13 protein-coding genes are annotated in these 14,789 nt (G+C 73.8%); 8 read left to right on the top strand and 5 right to left on the bottom strand.

The features are described 5' to 3' along the window. Positions 1-18: 18 nt before the first annotated feature. Together DEP02_RS13325 and DEP02_RS13320 are read right to left on the bottom strand one after the other, a co-directional pair. A complete protein-coding gene (locus tag DEP02_RS13325; RefSeq protein ID WP_112467538.1) occupies positions 19-561 on the bottom strand; it encodes a hypothetical protein in 543 nt (180 codons plus the stop codon). A 57-nt stretch (positions 562-618) separates the two neighbouring features. Further along, the gene (locus tag DEP02_RS13320) at positions 619-1,404 is read right to left on the bottom strand and encodes a glutamate racemase (RefSeq protein WP_112467537.1); all 786 of its coding nucleotides are present in this window, start codon (positions 1,402-1,404) and stop codon (positions 619-621) included. A gap of 39 nt (positions 1,405-1,443) precedes the next feature. Between DEP02_RS13320 and DEP02_RS13315 the strand changes: the two genes are divergently transcribed. Continuing rightward, on the top strand, positions 1,444-2,643 hold the full coding sequence (locus DEP02_RS13315; protein WP_112467536.1) for a glycosyltransferase: 1,200 nt from the start codon (positions 1,444-1,446) through the stop codon (positions 2,641-2,643). Between the two features lie 15 nt (positions 2,644-2,658). On the opposite strand, the gene DEP02_RS13310 is transcribed toward DEP02_RS13315, so the two are convergent. Next, entirely contained in the window at positions 2,659-3,951 is a 1,293-nt protein-coding gene (locus DEP02_RS13310; protein ID WP_112467564.1) for a TerD family protein, read from the bottom strand. 248 nt (positions 3,952-4,199) lie between these two features. Here DEP02_RS13310 and DEP02_RS13305 point away from each other — a divergent pair, with 248 nt between their 5' ends. The 4 genes from DEP02_RS13305 (at position 4,200) to DEP02_RS13290 (ending at position 8,839) form a co-directional block, all read left to right on the top strand. Further along, positions 4,200-4,652 carry a DUF6643 family protein gene (locus tag DEP02_RS13305; protein WP_198668426.1) on the top strand — a complete coding sequence of 151 codons (453 nt, stop codon included), beginning with the start codon at positions 4,200-4,202 and terminating at the stop codon, positions 4,650-4,652. Positions 4,653-4,693: 41 nt separating this feature from the next. Then, positions 4,694-5,518 (top strand): MOSC domain-containing protein, encoded by an 825-nt coding sequence (locus DEP02_RS13300; protein ID WP_112467534.1) that lies wholly within the window; start codon positions 4,694-4,696, stop codon positions 5,516-5,518. Between the two features lie 171 nt (positions 5,519-5,689). Further along, positions 5,690-6,289 (top strand): Rv1733c family protein, encoded by a 600-nt coding sequence (locus tag DEP02_RS13295; protein WP_112467533.1) that lies wholly within the window; start codon positions 5,690-5,692, stop codon positions 6,287-6,289. A 111-nt stretch (positions 6,290-6,400) separates the two neighbouring features. Continuing rightward, positions 6,401-8,839: a right-handed parallel beta-helix repeat-containing protein gene (locus DEP02_RS13290; protein WP_198668425.1), complete on the top strand. Its 2,439-nt coding sequence runs from the start codon at positions 6,401-6,403 to the stop codon at positions 8,837-8,839. Here DEP02_RS13290 and DEP02_RS13285 read toward each other — a convergent pair. After that, positions 8,809-11,094, bottom strand: a complete 2,286-nt coding sequence (locus tag DEP02_RS13285) for a hypothetical protein (protein ID WP_112467563.1) — start codon at positions 11,092-11,094, stop codon at positions 8,809-8,811. The genes DEP02_RS13290 and DEP02_RS13285 overlap by 31 nt on opposite strands. A gap of 374 nt (positions 11,095-11,468) precedes the next feature. On the opposite strand from DEP02_RS13285, the gene DEP02_RS13280 reads away from it, so the two are divergent. Together DEP02_RS13280 and DEP02_RS13275 are read left to right on the top strand one after the other, a co-directional pair. After that, a complete protein-coding gene (locus DEP02_RS13280) occupies positions 11,469-12,296 on the top strand; it encodes a DeoR/GlpR family DNA-binding transcription regulator (RefSeq protein WP_112467531.1) in 828 nt (275 codons plus the stop codon). 70 nt (positions 12,297-12,366) lie between these two features. Then, on the top strand, positions 12,367-12,879 hold the full coding sequence (locus tag DEP02_RS13275) for an SRPBCC family protein (RefSeq protein ID WP_112467530.1): 513 nt from the start codon (positions 12,367-12,369) through the stop codon (positions 12,877-12,879). A gap of 9 nt (positions 12,880-12,888) precedes the next feature. Here the strand turns inward: DEP02_RS13275 and cds1 are convergent, their stop codons facing one another. After that, complete coding sequence (cds1, locus tag DEP02_RS13270) at positions 12,889-14,013, bottom strand: L-cysteine desulfhydrase Cds1 (RefSeq protein WP_112467529.1); 1,125 nt, start codon at positions 14,011-14,013, stop codon at positions 12,889-12,891. A gap of 376 nt (positions 14,014-14,389) precedes the next feature. Between cds1 and DEP02_RS13265 the strand changes: the two genes are divergently transcribed. Beyond that, complete coding sequence (locus DEP02_RS13265) at positions 14,390-14,713, top strand: hypothetical protein (RefSeq protein ID WP_112467528.1); 324 nt, start codon at positions 14,390-14,392, stop codon at positions 14,711-14,713. Positions 14,714-14,789: the final 76 nt, after the last annotated feature.

Below are 14,789 nucleotides of genomic sequence, written 5' to 3'. Positions count from 1 at the left end.
GGGGCGCCGGCAGCGCGCTCAGGCCCGGCCGGGGGCCGGCGGACGCAGCCGGTCCCTGATCACGCGTACCGCGGACTCGGCGTCGTCGACCGTGATCGTGAACGTGTGGCCGTCCCACAGGCGCAGGACGACGCCCTCGCCGCGCCGTACGACGACCGCGGTGCCCTTCTCGGGCCGCCAGCGGTAGCCCCAGCCGCCCCAGTGGCGCGGAGTGACGTGCGGGGCGAACTCGGCGCCCGCGACGTGGGAGAGCGGGATACGGCGGCGCGGCAGGCCCATGTGCCCGCAGCGCACCTCCAGCGCCTCCTTGTCGACGCGCAGCGCCACGTGCACGAAGGCGAGTGTGCCGAAGAGGACCAGCAGTCCGGCCGCGATGCAGCCCACGACGGACATCACCAGCGGGGCGGTGCCGGAGTTCCAGGCGGAGTCGACGGCCAGCTCGATGCCGAGGGCCAGACAGGCGGCGCCGGCGAGCGCCAGCAGCCACTGGATCCGGTTGGTGGCCCGTCCGGTCCACACCTCGGGGTGGGGGCTGTTCTCTCGGTGGAGGTGGTCCCTCATAGTCATGAGGTTACCCAGGTTTTGCCCAGCGGGTGGTGCGTCGTGGGTGACCGTGCGTCAGCGGACGGGGGCGGTCTGCTGAAGAAGACGGCCTTCCGCGTAGGTCAGGGCGGGTGCGGGCAGGACGCTCTCCTGTCCGTTGAGCAGGACGGTCACGGTGCCCTCGGCCGGAGCCTCGGGCTCGGGCCGGGCGCCGATCCGGCGCAGTGCCTGGGTGGCGACGGCGCCCGCGGAGCCGTGCAGGACCAGCGGGAGGCGGTCCGGCCGCTGCACGGCGGTCCGGATGTGGTCGGCGACCAGTTCGTAGTGGGTGCAGCCCAGGACGACGGTCGTCACGTCCTCGGGGGTCAGCGCGGCGGCCGCGAGGACGGCCTCGGCGATCGCCGCCCGGTCCGCGTGCTCGACGGCCTCGGCGAGACCCCAGCAGGGCACCTCGGCGACCGGCACGCCGCCGGCGAACTCGCGGATGAGGTTCTGCTGGTAGGGGCTGCCCGTGGTGGCGGGCGTCGCCCAGATGGCGACGGGGCCGCCGCCGGCCGCGGCGGGTTTGATCGCGGGTACCGTGCCGATGACCGGCAGGTCCGGTTCGAGACGGGCCCGCAGGGCGGTCAGGGCGTGCACGGTCGCGGTGTTGCAGCCGACGATCAGGGCGTCCGGGCGGTGGGCGGCGGCGGCCTCGGCGACGGCCAGCGCGCGCTCGGTCAGGTCCTCCGGCGTGCGCGGACCCCAGGGCATGCCCGCGGGGTCCAGGGAGAGCACGAGATCCGCGTCGGGGCGCAGGCGCCGTACCGCGGCGGTGGCCGCCAGCAGCCCGATTCCGGAGTCCATGAGCGCGATCTTCACCCGGCCACGATAGACGATTCCCTCGAACCGGCCGCCCGGGTGGGGCAGACTGCGCGGGTGAGCGTGATCGTGTGGAGCGCCGTCGGATCACTCGCCGCCTGGCTGTGGCTGCTGCTCGGCCAGGGCTTCTTCTGGCGTACGGACGTCAGGCTGCCGCCCCGCGAGGACCCGGCCCCGGACGACTGGCCGGCGGTGTGCGTCGTCGTCCCCGCACGGGACGAGGCCGCCGTACTGTCCGCGAGCCTGCCCTCACTGCTCGCGCAGGACTACCAGGGGCGGGCCGAGGTCTTCCTGATCGACGACGGCAGCACCGACGGCACCGGGGAGCTGGCCCGGGAGCTCTCGCGGCGGCGCGGCGGGCTGCCGCTGACCGTGGCCTCGCCGGGTGAGCCGCCCGCCGGCTGGACGGGCAAGCTGTGGGCCGTACGGCACGGCATCGGCCTGGCACGCGCGCGCGTGCCCGAGTACCTGCTCCTGACGGACGCGGACATCGCCCACGCCCCGGACAGCCTGCGCCATCTGGTGGCGGCGGCGCGCACCGGAGGCTTCGACGTCGTCTCGCAGATGGCCCGGCTGCGGGTGGAGACCCGGTGGGAGCGGCTCGTCGTGCCGGCCTTCGTCTATTTCTTCGCGCAGCTGTACCCCTTCCGCCGGATCGGCCGCAGGGGTGCGCGGACGGCGGCGGCCGCGGGCGGCTGCGTGCTGTTGCGCACCGAGGCCGCCGAGCGGGCGCGCATCCCGGACGCGATCCGGCAGGCGGTGATCGACGACGTGGCCCTCGCGCGGGCCGTCAAGGGCGGCGGCGGGCACGTCTGGCTGGGTCTCGCCGAGCGGGTGGACAGCGTGCGCCCCTACCCGCTCCTGCGCGACCTGTGGCGGATGGTCTCGCGCAGCGCCTACGCACAGCTGCGCCACAACCCGCTGGTACTGCTCGGCACGGTCGCCGGACTGACGCTGGTGTACCTGGTGCCGCCGGTGGCGCTGGCCGTGGGCCTGGCGGCGGGCAGCGCGGTGGCGGCGCTCGCCGGGGGGCTGGCGTGGCTGGTGATGACGGGGACGTACGTGCCGATGCTCCGCTACTACCGCCGGCCGCCGTGGTTCGCTCCCCTGCTGCCGTTCACGGCTCTCCTGTATCTGCTGATGACGGTCGACTCGGCGGTGCAGCACCACCGGGGGCGGGGTGCGGCCTGGAAGGGCCGCACGTACGCGCGTCCGGACGCCGTGCCCGACGAGGGGTGACCGGCACGTGGCCGCTCACTTGCGGCCGGGGGTCCAGTTCATGCCCCAGCCGTAGGCGCGGTCGATCGTCCGCTGCGGGCTCACCCCGCGCTCGGGCACCAGGTAGCGGGCCTCGCGCTGGACGACGAGGTCGCTCCCGGTGTTGGTGATCAGGGCGAGCGCGCACACCGTCGAGGGGACGGTGCACTCGTCGAGGGAGAAGTCGACCGGGGCCCCGTGCTGTGGCTGGAGGGTGACCGTGGCGTGCAGGTCGGCGAAGGAGCGGGCGCCTTCGTAGATGGTCACGAAGACGAGGATGCGCCGGAAGTCCTGTGTGTGGTCGAGGTTGATCGTGAGGTTCTCGCCCTCCGCCACCGCGCCGGTGCGGTCGTCGCCGTCGAGGTGGATGTACGGCGGTCGGTGGAGCGAGCCGAACGCGTTGCCGAGGGCCTGGACGACGCCCTTGCGTCCGTCCGACAGTTCGTACAGGGCGCACAGGTCGAGGTCGAGGTCCCGGTGCATGGCGACCGCCCGGCCGCGCTTGCTGCCCCAGCCGGAGAACTGCTTGCGCGTCTGCCACTTGAGGTTGACGCGCATGGCGCCGGAGGTGCCGCCCTGCTTGGTCAGCGACACCGCGGGGGCCGCCTTGGTGAGCGTCACCTTGCTCAGCCGGACGGGGGGCGCGGCAGGCGCGGGCGCGGCGGGCGGCGGCGTGGTGACCGGGGGCGTAGTCAGCGGCGGAGGGGGCACAGGAGGCCCGGCCGGGGGCGGTGGCTGCGGAGGTCCCGCCGGGGACCGCGGCGCGTGCTGCGGCTCGTCCACCGTGATGCCGAAGTCCGTGGCCAGGCCCTCCAGACCGCTGCTGTAGCCCTGGCCCACGGCACGGAACTTCCAGGCGCCCTGACGGCGGTAGAACTCGCCCAGCACGAACGCCGTCTCCACGCTCGCGCCCGTGCTGTCGAAACGCGCGGCCACCGTGCCCTGGGCGGCGTCCCGCACCTCGACGTACAGGCCGGGCACCTGGCCGAAGGTGCCGCCGTCCGCCGAGGCGACCAGCACCACGGTCTCGATCGCGGGCTCCACGCGCGTGAGGTCGACGAGCAGCGTGTCGGTCACCCGGTCGCCGACGGTGCGCTTGCCCTCGTGTCGGACCGCGCCGGAGGGGTGTGCGGGCTGGTTGTAGAAGACGAAGTCCGTGTCCGAGCGGACCTTGCCGCCCACCAGCAGCAGCGCCGAGGCGTCCGCGTCCGGGACGCCGGGTCCCGACCGCCATCCCACCTCGACGCGCAGGGTCGCGGCAGGCACCGGCGTGTTCGACCCCTTCGACATGGACATGCTTGCCCCCTCATGTAGCGGCGTCCCGTGTGCCGGCAGTCTCCCACGGGGAGGATCGGAACGTGCCTGGCCAACCGCCGGTAACCCGCCTCAGAGCTCGGCCTTTACACCCGACCGCACCTCTACCACTGACCCACTTGCCCAAGTTCACTCGTATTAGTGACCTCACGTCACCGCCGACGCGGGAAACAACCCTCTTATCGGTCTCCCCAATCCGCACATCGTGGGCTTAACTTATGGCCATGACCTCCCCCCGCTCCTCTTATGGCGGCGGCTACTACTCCGCCTCTTTCCCCGACACCCCGATCTACGACTCGCTCGTGGCCGAGCGGGGCACCCCGCAGATCGCCCCGATCCGGGTCCCCGCGCCGTACGACACGGGCAGCCACCTGAGCACGGGCGGCAGCCACCTGCCGGCGCTCCCCTCGGCGCTGCCCGCCCTCCCGGCGGCCCCGTCCCAGCCCTCCTACGGCTACCCGCAGACGCCGCAGCCCGCCCCGCTGCAGCAGGTGCCCACGGCCTACATCCCGCAGCAGGCCACGGCGCCGCGCGGGTACCCCGGCCCGCAGCAGCCGCAGCCCCCGCGCCCGATGGCGAACGGCACCGGCTACGAGGCCATGCGCCCGGCCGCTCCCCGGCCCGCCCCGGCGCCCTACCAGGACCCGTACGGCAACCAGCAGTACCGCGGTTACTGATCCGCTCCCCGACTGTCCGTGCCGCCTGGCAGGATGAGGTCATGGGGAATGCGGAGCTGTGGTCCACGCACATCCACCCGGTCAAGGCGCTCCGGCCCGTCGGGCTCCGGGAGGCTGTCGTGGAGCCCTGGGGGCTGGCCGGAGACCGGCGCTGGGCGCTGATCGACGACGGGGGAAAGGTCGTCACGCAACGCCAGCTGCCGCAGCTCGCGTTGGCCGCCGCCGAGCTCGTGCCCGGCGGCGGTCTTCGCCTTTCCGCACCCGGACGCGCCCCGGTCACGGTGCCCGTCCCGCGGCCGGGTGACACGGTGACGGTGGACATCTTCGGCGACAAGGTGGAGGCCGTTGCGGCGGACGAGGCCGCCCACGCCTGGTGCAGCGGCCACCTCGGAGCCGGCGTCCGTCTGGTCCACATGGACGACCCCGCCACGCGCCGTCCCGTCGACCCGGACTACGCCCTGCCGGGCGAGACGGTGAGTTTCGCCGACGGCTACCCCCTGCTGCTCACCTCGCGGTCCTCCCTCGACTCCCTCAACTCGCTGATCGCCCAGGGCGATCACGCCGAGGAGGGCCCGCTGCCGATGAACCGCTTCCGGCCGAGCGTCGTGGTGGCCGGCACCCCCGCCTGGGCCGAGGACGACTGGCGGCGCATCGCGATCGGCGAGGTCGTCTTCCGGGTCGCCAGGCCGTGCGGCCGGTGCGTGGTGACCACCACCGACCAGGCCACAGCCGTCCACGGCAAGGAGCCGTTGCGCACCCTCGGCCGGCACCGCCGCTTCGGCGGCGAACTGGTCTTCGGGCAGAACCTGGTGCCCGAGTCGACCGGCACCATCCGGCTCGGCGACCCGGTCAGCGTCCTCGAATGACCCTCGTCTGCCGGGAACCCTGGGGCGGGGCCCGGTCGTTGGCTCTCCTGAGACGTTCCCGGGGGTTCCGGCCGGACCGTCGGAGGTGACGTGCCCCTCTCTCCGGCCGGGTTCGGGGGCGGACTTGCCTCGCCGGGTGCCATGACGGAGCGGGAAGGGGGGTGGGGGACCGTGCGAGCGATCAGCGGACTCTGGCGCTGGCGGCACAATCCGCTGCGGCGCACGACCGATCTGGTCGAGTCCTGGGTGGCGTTGGCGGCCCTGCTGCTCGCCCTCGTCGTCGCCCCCGTGACCGGTTCCCTGGCCGGCACCGCCGCTCAGGGAGCCCTGCAGCAGTCCGTGCGCGACCAGCGCCAGACCCGGTACCAGGTGACGGCCACGGTGGTGAAGGAGCTGAACCGGCTGGAGCCCGATCCGGAGCTGTCCCCGGGACGGGACGTGCGCAGCCGCGTCCTCGCCGACTGGACGGCTCCCGACGGCACCCGGCGGCACGAACCGGTGTCCACGAACCTGAGGTCCCCGAAGCCCGGCGAGACCTTCACGCTGTGGACCGACGCGCACGGCGCCACAGTGCCCCGGCCCCTGGACTCCGCCACTGCCACCACCCATGCGGTACTGGCGGGATTCGGCGCGGCCCTGCTGACCACGGGCCTGGTGGAGGTCGTACGCCGGCTGGTCCTCTGGCGCCTGGTCCGCCGCCGGTACGCGCAGTGGGACCGGGCCTGGGAGCGGGTGGGCCCGGACTGGGGCCGTACCGGCACCGGCAGCTGACGGCCTTCCGGCTCCGGTCAACCGACCGTCCGCGGGCACGCTACGGTGGACCGGCCGACGCACTCGGCATCGACCAACCCGCGTACGACGAGGTGGGGGCACAGCATCGCCATGGCACAGGGCACGGTCCAGGTGACGCACACCGGCACATCGCGGTGGCGGCGCCGCACGGGTGAGTACGCATCGCTCGCCGCCGCCCTGGAGGCCGCGGCCGACGGTGACGTGCTCACCGTCGCCCCGGGCACCTACCGCGAGAACCTCGTGGTCCAGCGGGCGGTGACACTGCGCGGCCCCGAGAACTCCCCCGGCTCGGTGCGCATCGCCCCCGCCGACGGGGTGCCGCTGACCGTGCGTGCCTCGGCGGTGGTGCAGGACCTGCATGTGGAGGGCCAGGACGCCGCCGCACCGGCCCTGTTGGTGGAGGAGGGGACTCCGGAGATCGGCAATGTGCGGATCGTGACCCGGTCCGCGGCCGGCATCGAGGTGCGCGGTGGCGCCCGGCCGACCGTGCGGCGCTGCACGGTCGACAATCCGGCCGGCATAGGCATCGCCGTACTCGACGGCGGCGGCGGGGTGTTCGAGGAGTGCGAGGTCCTCGCGGCCGGGCAGTCCGGCGTGGTGGTCCGCGGCGGTGCCCACCCTCGGCTGGAGCGCTGCCGGATCCACCACACCTCCGGTGTGGGCCTGTCGGCGACGGGTGACAACTCCACGCTGGAGGCGGTGGGTTGCGAGATCTACGAGGTGCGGGGCAGCGGCGTCCAGGTCACGGGCGGGGCCACCGCGCACCTCACCGACTGCGATGTGCACCGCACCACCGCGGACGGCGTCACCCTCGACACCGACGCCGTGCTGACGCTCGCCGACTGCCGTATCCACGACATCCCGGAGAACGCGGTGGACCTGCGGTCGCGTTCGGTGCTGACGCTGACGCGGACGACGGTGCACCGGTTCGGGCGCAACGGCCTGTCGGTGTGGGATCCGGGCACACGCGTGGACGCCAATCAGTGCGAGCTCTTCGACAGCACCGGCGACTACCCGGCGGTGTGGGTCAGCGACGGCGCGACCGCGGTGCTCGACGCCTGCCGGGTGCACGACGTGCCGGACGCGCTGTTCGTGCTGGACCGCGGCTCCCGGGCGGACGTCGTGGACAGTGACCTGACCCAGGTGCGCAACACGGCGGTGTCGGTGAGCGACGGCGCCACCGCTCAGCTGGACGACTGCCGGATCAAGGACGCGGCCACGGGCGCCTGGTTCCGCGACCACGGCAGCGGCGGCACCCTGAGCAACTGCACGGTGGACGGCACCCAGACCGGCGTGATCGTCACCAAGGGCGCCGACCCCACCATCGAGCGGTGCACGGTCTCCTCCCCCGCCGAGGCCGGCTTCTACGTCTCCGCCGGGGGCCGCGGCAGCTTCCTGGACTGCCGGGTGACGGACAGCGGCGGCTACGGCTTCCACGTGATCGACGGCTGCCGTACGACGCTGAGGAAGTGCCGTACGGAGCGATGCGCGCGCGGCGGCTACGAGTTCGCGGACGGCGGGCCGGACGTCGGCGCCGGGTCGGGTCCCGTGGTCGAGGACTGCGCCAGCGACGAGAGCGGCGGTGTGCGCCCGCCCGCGGCCCGGGAGACGGCCGTGCAGGCGGCGAGTCCGTTCCCCGGTCTGCTGGGCGCGATCCCCGGGCAGCGCACCACCGAGCAGGAGCCGTTGGTGACCGCCGCCGAGCCGGAGCCGCCCGGCCGGACCGCGAAGGACGTCCTCGGCGCACTCGACGCGCTGGTGGGCCTGGACAGCGTCAAGCGGGAGGTGCGCGCCCTGACCGACATGATCGAGGTGGGCCGGCGCCGGCAGCGGGCCGGGCTGAAGGCCGCCTCGGTCAAGCGCCATCTGGTCTTCACCGGCTCCCCCGGCACCGGCAAGACCACGGTCGCCCGTCTGTACGGCGAGATCCTCGCCGCCCTCGGCGTGCTGGAGAAGGGGCATCTCGTCGAGGTCTCCCGTGTCGACCTGGTCGGCGAGCACATCGGCTCCACCGCGATCCGCACCCAGGAGGCGTTCGAACGGGCGCGCGGCGGCGTGCTGTTCATCGACGAGGCGTACGCGCTCTCCCCGGAGGACGCCGGGCGGGACTTCGGCAAGGAGGCCATCGACACGCTGGTGAAGCTGATGGAGGACCACCGGGACGCGGTGGTGGTGATCGTCGCCGGATACACCGCCGAGATGGAACGCTTCCTTTCCGTCAACCCCGGTGTGGCCTCCCGCTTCTCCCGCACCATCACCTTCGGCGACTACGGCCCCGACGAACTGCTGCGGATCGTGGAGCAGCAGGCCGAGGAGCACGAGTACCGGCTGGCGCCGGGGGCTGCCGAGGCCCTGCTGGCGTACTTCACGGCGGTCCCCAAGGGCCCGGCGTTCGGCAACGGCCGTACCGCGCGCCAGACCTTCGAGGCGATGGTGGAGCGGCACGCGGGCCGGGTCGCCCAGCTCGCCGACCCCAGCACGGACGATCTGACGCTGCTCTACCCCGAGGATCTGCCCACGCTGTCCTGAGCCCCGGTGCCGCCCGGCGGCTCGTGGGCGGTCCTCGGTTCGGCGTCCGGGAGTTCGGGCGGACCGTGGCGCGGTGCGGGCAGGTCCGGGCGCAGCCGGGCGAGCAGCCGTCCGCGTTCCTCGGCGAAGGCCGGGTCCGCCTGGTAGTCGGAGTGGCCGAGGATCGGGGCGGGCAGCGGATGCTGTGCGGTGCGGCTGTAGGCGAGCGGGTCCCCCAGCGGGGCACGGTCCACCTCGGGGCCGCAGTCGCCGGTGAGCCGGACCGGGCCGCCGATGGGGTCGGTGAGCCGGTACAGGTTGCGCCAGCAGTCCACGTCCCGGTGCAGGGCACCGAGGGCGGCCGGCCCGAAGTGGGCCGGGAACCAGCGGCCGTAGAGCCGCTCCAGCGGCGATCCGTAGGTCAGCAGCGCGACCCGCCCGCGGACCGGCGGAGTGAGCTGCCAGGCCGCGGCGGCGGCCAGCACGCTGCCCTGGGAGTGCCCGGACAGCACCAGCCGGCCGCCCGTGGACCGGGTCCAGGTCGCCATCCGCCAGGTCAGGTCGGGCACGGCCCGTTCGGCGTAGCAGGGCGGGGCGAAGGGGTGGGCGGCGCGCGGCCAGAAGGTGCCGACGTCCCACAGGATGCCGATGGTGCGCCGGGCGGAGGCGTCCTTGTAGGCGCGCCGGCCCCAGGTGACGAAGAGTACGAAGCCCAGTCCGATCAGCCAGGAGCCCAGGGCCTGCGCGGTCTGGGCCGCGCCCTGGAGGGCGGGGTGGGTGCCGGCGGCGGCTCCGGCCGGGGTCCTGCCGGAGCCGAGGGCGCCGGCGAGTGCGGCGGCGCCGAGGACGAGGGTGGCGGCGGAGGTGACGCCGACGACGAGGGGAGCGTCGTCGGTGAGCGTCGCCATCGCGCGGGTGCGGGCGATCCGGCGCGTGCGCTCGGGGTCGGGCGGCTCGCCGGGGTGGTCCCGTTCGACCGTGGTGCGCAGGGCGCGGGCCAGCCGCCGGGCGCGCCCGGCGAGCCGGCCGCAGAGCGCCAGCAGGACGAGGAGCAGCGGCGGGATGACGGATGCCTGCCAGGTGAGCGTGACCGGCGGGCCCGGGATGGAGGTGCCGGTGCCGTCCAGCCAGTCGGCCACCCGCTGGCAGACCCCGCCGGACATCACGCCGCCGAGCGCGCAGGCCAGCATCGCGACCGCGGGTCCGCCCAGGCCCCGCAGCACGGCCCGGGGGTCGGGGCGGGTGCGGTACAGGGCGTGCGCGGTGACGCCGAGGGCGACGACCAGCAGGCCCTGCCCCAGGGCGAGGCCGCCGAAGGTGGTGTCGCCGGCCAGCCGCCCCGCCGAGGTCCAGCCGGGGCGCGACCAGCCGGCGTACACGGCGGTGAGCAGGAGCAGCAAGAGGGCGCCGAGCGGCAGCCGTCGTACGAGGTGGCGGTCCAGTTGCCGGTCGAGCAGGTGCTCGGTGCGGCCGCGGCGGCAGACGACCCAGACCACGGCGGCGGCCCAGGCGAGCAGAGCGGCGAGCAGGAGCCGGCCCAGGACGTCGAGGACCACGGGGCCGCCGGGGCGGCGGTCGAGGGCCGCCGCGGGCGCGGCGATCGCGGCGGCGACGGTGAGCAGTCCGGCGGCGGTGTGGGCGGCGCGCAGCCGGGCCACCAGGCGGCGGCCGTACCAGAAGCCGGGCCGGCCCAGGGAACCGCTGCCGGTGTCCTCCTCGGGCTCGGGGTCGCGGGACATCGGCTGCTGGGACTCGTAGGCGTTCCAGGTGCGGTGGGCCAGGTACCACAGCAGGCCGGTGAGGGCCGCGGGCACCAGGGCGGCGAGGGCGAGACGGCGGCCGGGCGCACTCCACCAGCCGCCGGCCGAGGGCGACAGGAAGCCCAGCCAGGAGTGGCGTGCGGCACACGCGTGTGTGCCCGCGCACTGCCAGGCCGTGAGGTCCAGGGCGACCTCGCAGGCGGCGGCGACGAGCAGCACGGTCAGGGTGAGGCCGGCCAGCCTTACCAGCAGGCCGTACAGGCGCACGGTGCGGGGGCGGCCGGGTGCGCCGGGGCGCATCCAGTGGGCGAGGTTGACCACCATGAACGGCAGCAGCAACAGCCACAGGGCGCGGGCGCTGTTGCCCGAGGTGAGGTTGCACCAGACGTACGCCTCGGGTACCGGCGTGCCGCGGTGCTTCTCGGGCTGCGTCTCGGCGTCGACGTCGTCGGCGCGGCGGAAGACGGCCGCGGTGTCGTCGCCGGTGATCCGCACCGTGCGCGGATCGTCCAGCATCCTCTCGGGCGTGGTGCCGCCGACACCGTGCACCAGGAGTTCCAGGGCGCATCCGGTCGCCGGCTGCTGCGCACGTTCCACTGTTCGCCCCCCGTGACGCGTCCGTCGGGTGTCCGTGGGTGTGTGTCGTGGGTCTGTGCCGTGGTTCTGTGTCGTGGGTCTGTGCCCGTGCGGGCACCAGGATGGCCGTTCGTGGCCCGTGGCACACCCCTTGTCACCGGAGTCTCCCCGGTACGGGTGACGCCGACGCGCAGGGGAGGGCAAAGATGGCATGTGCGCGTCGGGTGGGCTCCGGCGCGGCGAGCGCCGCCCCATGAAAGGATGGGACCTCCGCGCGGGTCGGGCGGCTTGAGGCGAAAGGAACCGGAGCACACGTGAGTGAGAATCAGAACCTCCTCGCGGAGCAGCGGCGTGCCCTGATCGTGGACGAGGTCCGGCGCCGTGGCGGTGTCCGGGTCAACGAGCTGACCCGGAAGCTCGGCGTGTCGGACATGACGGTCCGCCGCGACCTGGACGCGCTGGCCCGCCAGGGCGTGCTGGAGAAGGTGCACGGCGGGGCGGTTCCGGTCGTGGAGGCCAGTACGCACGAGCCGGGCTTCGAGGCCAAGTCGGGTCTGGAGCCGACCGCCAAGGGGGACATCGCGCGGGCGGCGGCCCGGCTGGTCGCGCCGGGTACGGCGATCGCCCTCTCGGGCGGTACGACGACGTACGCGCTGGCCCACCAGCTGCTGGACGTGCCCGACCTGACGGTGGTCACCAACTCGGTGCGGGTGGCGGACGTCTTCCACTCGGCGCAGCGCGGCTCCGGTCAGCGGCAGGGCGCGGCGACGGTCGTCCTGACCGGCGGGGTGCGCACGCCGTCCGACTCGCTGGTGGGGCCGGTGGCCGACCAGGCGATCGCCACGCTCCACTTCGACGTGCTGTTCCTCGGGGTGCACGGGATATCGGCCGAGGCCGGGCTGTCCACGCCGAACCTGGCGGAGGCCGAGACCAACCGCCGGCTGGTGCGGTCCGCGCGGCGCGTGGTGGTGGTCGCCGACCACACCAAGTGGGGCGTGGTGGGCCTGAGTTCCTTCGCCGCGCTGGACCAGGTCGACACCCTGGTGACGGACACCGGGCTGCCGGCCGAGGCGCGCGCCGAGGTCTCGGAACACCTGCGGCTGGTGGTGGCGGGCGAGCCCGGGGACGCGGCAGACAGCTGAGCGGACGTCAGCTACGGTGACCGCGCGCGGCCCGACCGTGCTGCCGGTACGCCTTGAGGGAGGTTCGTCCATGGCTCACCGTCTGCGCCCGGTGGGGACCGACTTCGCCGGGACCGCGCCCGTACGGCTGGTGTTCGCGCGGGAGGTCTCCGCCTCCCCCGAGCGGGTCTTCGACGCGCTCGCCGAGGACGTGCCGGGCTGGACCGAGTGGTTCTCGGCGGTGACGTACGCGCGGCCGGCCGACGGCGGCGCCGGACGCGAGACACACCTCAGGGGCGGGACCCGCTTCCAGGGGACGGTCCTCGCCGCGCGGCGCCCCGAGCTCCACGCCCACCGGGTCGACACCACCAACGCGCCGGGCGCCCGAGCACTGGCCGAGGAGTGGCTCCTGACCCCGGACGGCAACGGCACCCGCGTCCAGTGGACCTTCGCGGCCGACGGCACGGCCCCCTTCCGGCTCACCCTGAACCTGGCCCGGCGGGGTCTCGGCCGTGCCTTCCACAACGCGGTGACGTCCCTGGACCACCGCCTGTCGGCCCGGTGCCCCGGCCGGACCGGGTCGCACGAACCCGAACGGGACTGAACGGACCGCTCAGTCCGGCCACACCCCTGTCGTCAGGAACGACTCGATCGCCGCCGTGTACGGGGCGCTGTCCAGGCCCTGTTCGGTCAGCCAGGTGTCCGAGTAGTACTTGTCGAGGTAGCGGTCGCCCGGGTCGCACAGGAGGGTGACGACACTGCCTTGGCGGCCTTCCCGCAGCATCTCGGCGACGATTTTCAGGGCGCTCCACAGACCGGTTCCGGTGGAGCCGCCCGCCTTGCGGCCGATGGCCCGCTCCAGGGCGCGTACGGCGGCCACGGCGGCGGCGTCCGGGACCTTCATCATGCGGTCGACGGCACCGGGCACGAAGCTCGGTTCCATGCGCGGCCGGCCGATGCCCTCGATGCGCGAGCCGGAGTCGCAGGTGGCGTCCGGATCGCCGGTGGTCCAGCCCTCGAAGAAGCAGGAGTTGTCGGGGTCGGCGACGCAGACACGGGTGTCGTACTGCAGGTAGCGGACGTAGCGCGCGATGGTCGCCGAGGTGCCGCCGGTTCCCGCGGTGGCGACGATCCAGGCCGGTTCCGGGAAGCGCTCCAGCTCCATCTGGCGGAAGATGGATTCGGCGATGTTGTTGTTGCCGCGCCAGTCCGTGGCCCGCTCGGCGTAGGTGAACTGGTCCATGTAGTGGCCGCCGGTCTCGGCCGCGAGGGCGGCGGAGGCCTCGTACATCGTGCGCGGGTCGTCCACGAAGTGGCACCGCCCGCCGTGGAACTCGATCAGGCGGCACTTCTCGGCGCTCGTCGTGCGCGGCATGACCGCGATGAAGGGCACGCCGATCAGCTTCGCGAAGTACGCCTCCGAGACGGCCGTCGAGCCGCTGGAGGCCTCGATCACCGGGCCGTCCGGGCGGATCCAGCCATTGCACAGTCCGTACAGGAACAGCGAGCGCGCCAGGCGGTGCTTGAGGCTTCCGGTCGGGTGGGTCGACTCGTCCTTCAGATACAGGTCGATGCCCCACTCCTCGGGCAGCGGGAAGCGCAGCAGATGGGTGTCGGCCGAGCGGTTGGCGTCGGCCTGGACCTTGCGGACGGCTTCTTTCAGCCAGTCGCGGTATCCGCTGTCGCTGCGGTCGACGTCCAGGGTGTCGCTGGTCCGCCGCGGCTGGGTGATGCTCACGCGAGGCTCCTTGTGCTGTGTGCCGACGGCGTGTCGCGCAGCCGGACGCCACCGATGATAGACACCTCCGACACGCTTCTCACCTGCATAAACGCACCTTTGAGGGGCTCAAAGAAACCCTGGGAGCGCGGCTCGCCGGAGCCCGCCCGTGGTGCGGTGGGCGCACGGGTGGGGGCGCATTGGCGTGAGTGCTCCGGGCGCCGGCCGTCAGCGCGTCCCGGGCACTGGTGCTCGCTGCCGAAGGCGTGCAGACTGCACCGCGCGGGACGAAAGAGCCCGACGGGGACCCACACTGGATCTCGAACGAGCCGGGCCGCCGGCTCGTGGTCCAGGCGGAGTCATCGAGCCGGCGACACGCGCGAGGGGGCGGGAAAGGATGGCGGAACCGGAGTTCACGGCCACGGGCGTGCGGATCGGCAAGCGACTGCGCTCGCTCACCCGGGCCGGACAGGTCCGGATCAGCGACGGCAGACTGGAGTTGCTCACCAGCTACGGCAGTGAGATCGACAGCGCGCCGCTGGGGGCGGTGCGCGCGTCCAAGCCCTGGTACGCCCCGGACGACCGGGCGCTCGCCGACCTCGACGGCAAGCGGTACGTGCTGACCCTGGGCGGCCACGACCCCGCACCGGGCGAGCCGGGGCCGCCGGCGGCTCGCCGGTTCGTCGAGGCCGTACGCCGGGCGGCGGCTGAGCGACGGTGAGTTGCGGGACCCCACCTCGTGAGTCACTCTGGTCTCACGTCACTCAGGGTTTACCGGCGATAACGCTGCGAACCAG

It is taken from the genome of Streptomyces triticisoli (genome assembly GCF_003270085.1).
In the GTDB taxonomy this organism is placed as follows: domain Bacteria; phylum Actinomycetota; class Actinomycetes; order Streptomycetales; family Streptomycetaceae; genus Streptomyces; species Streptomyces triticisoli.
Note: the sequence above shows the minus strand (reverse complement) of the source record. Positions and strands in the feature narration are given on the sequence as shown.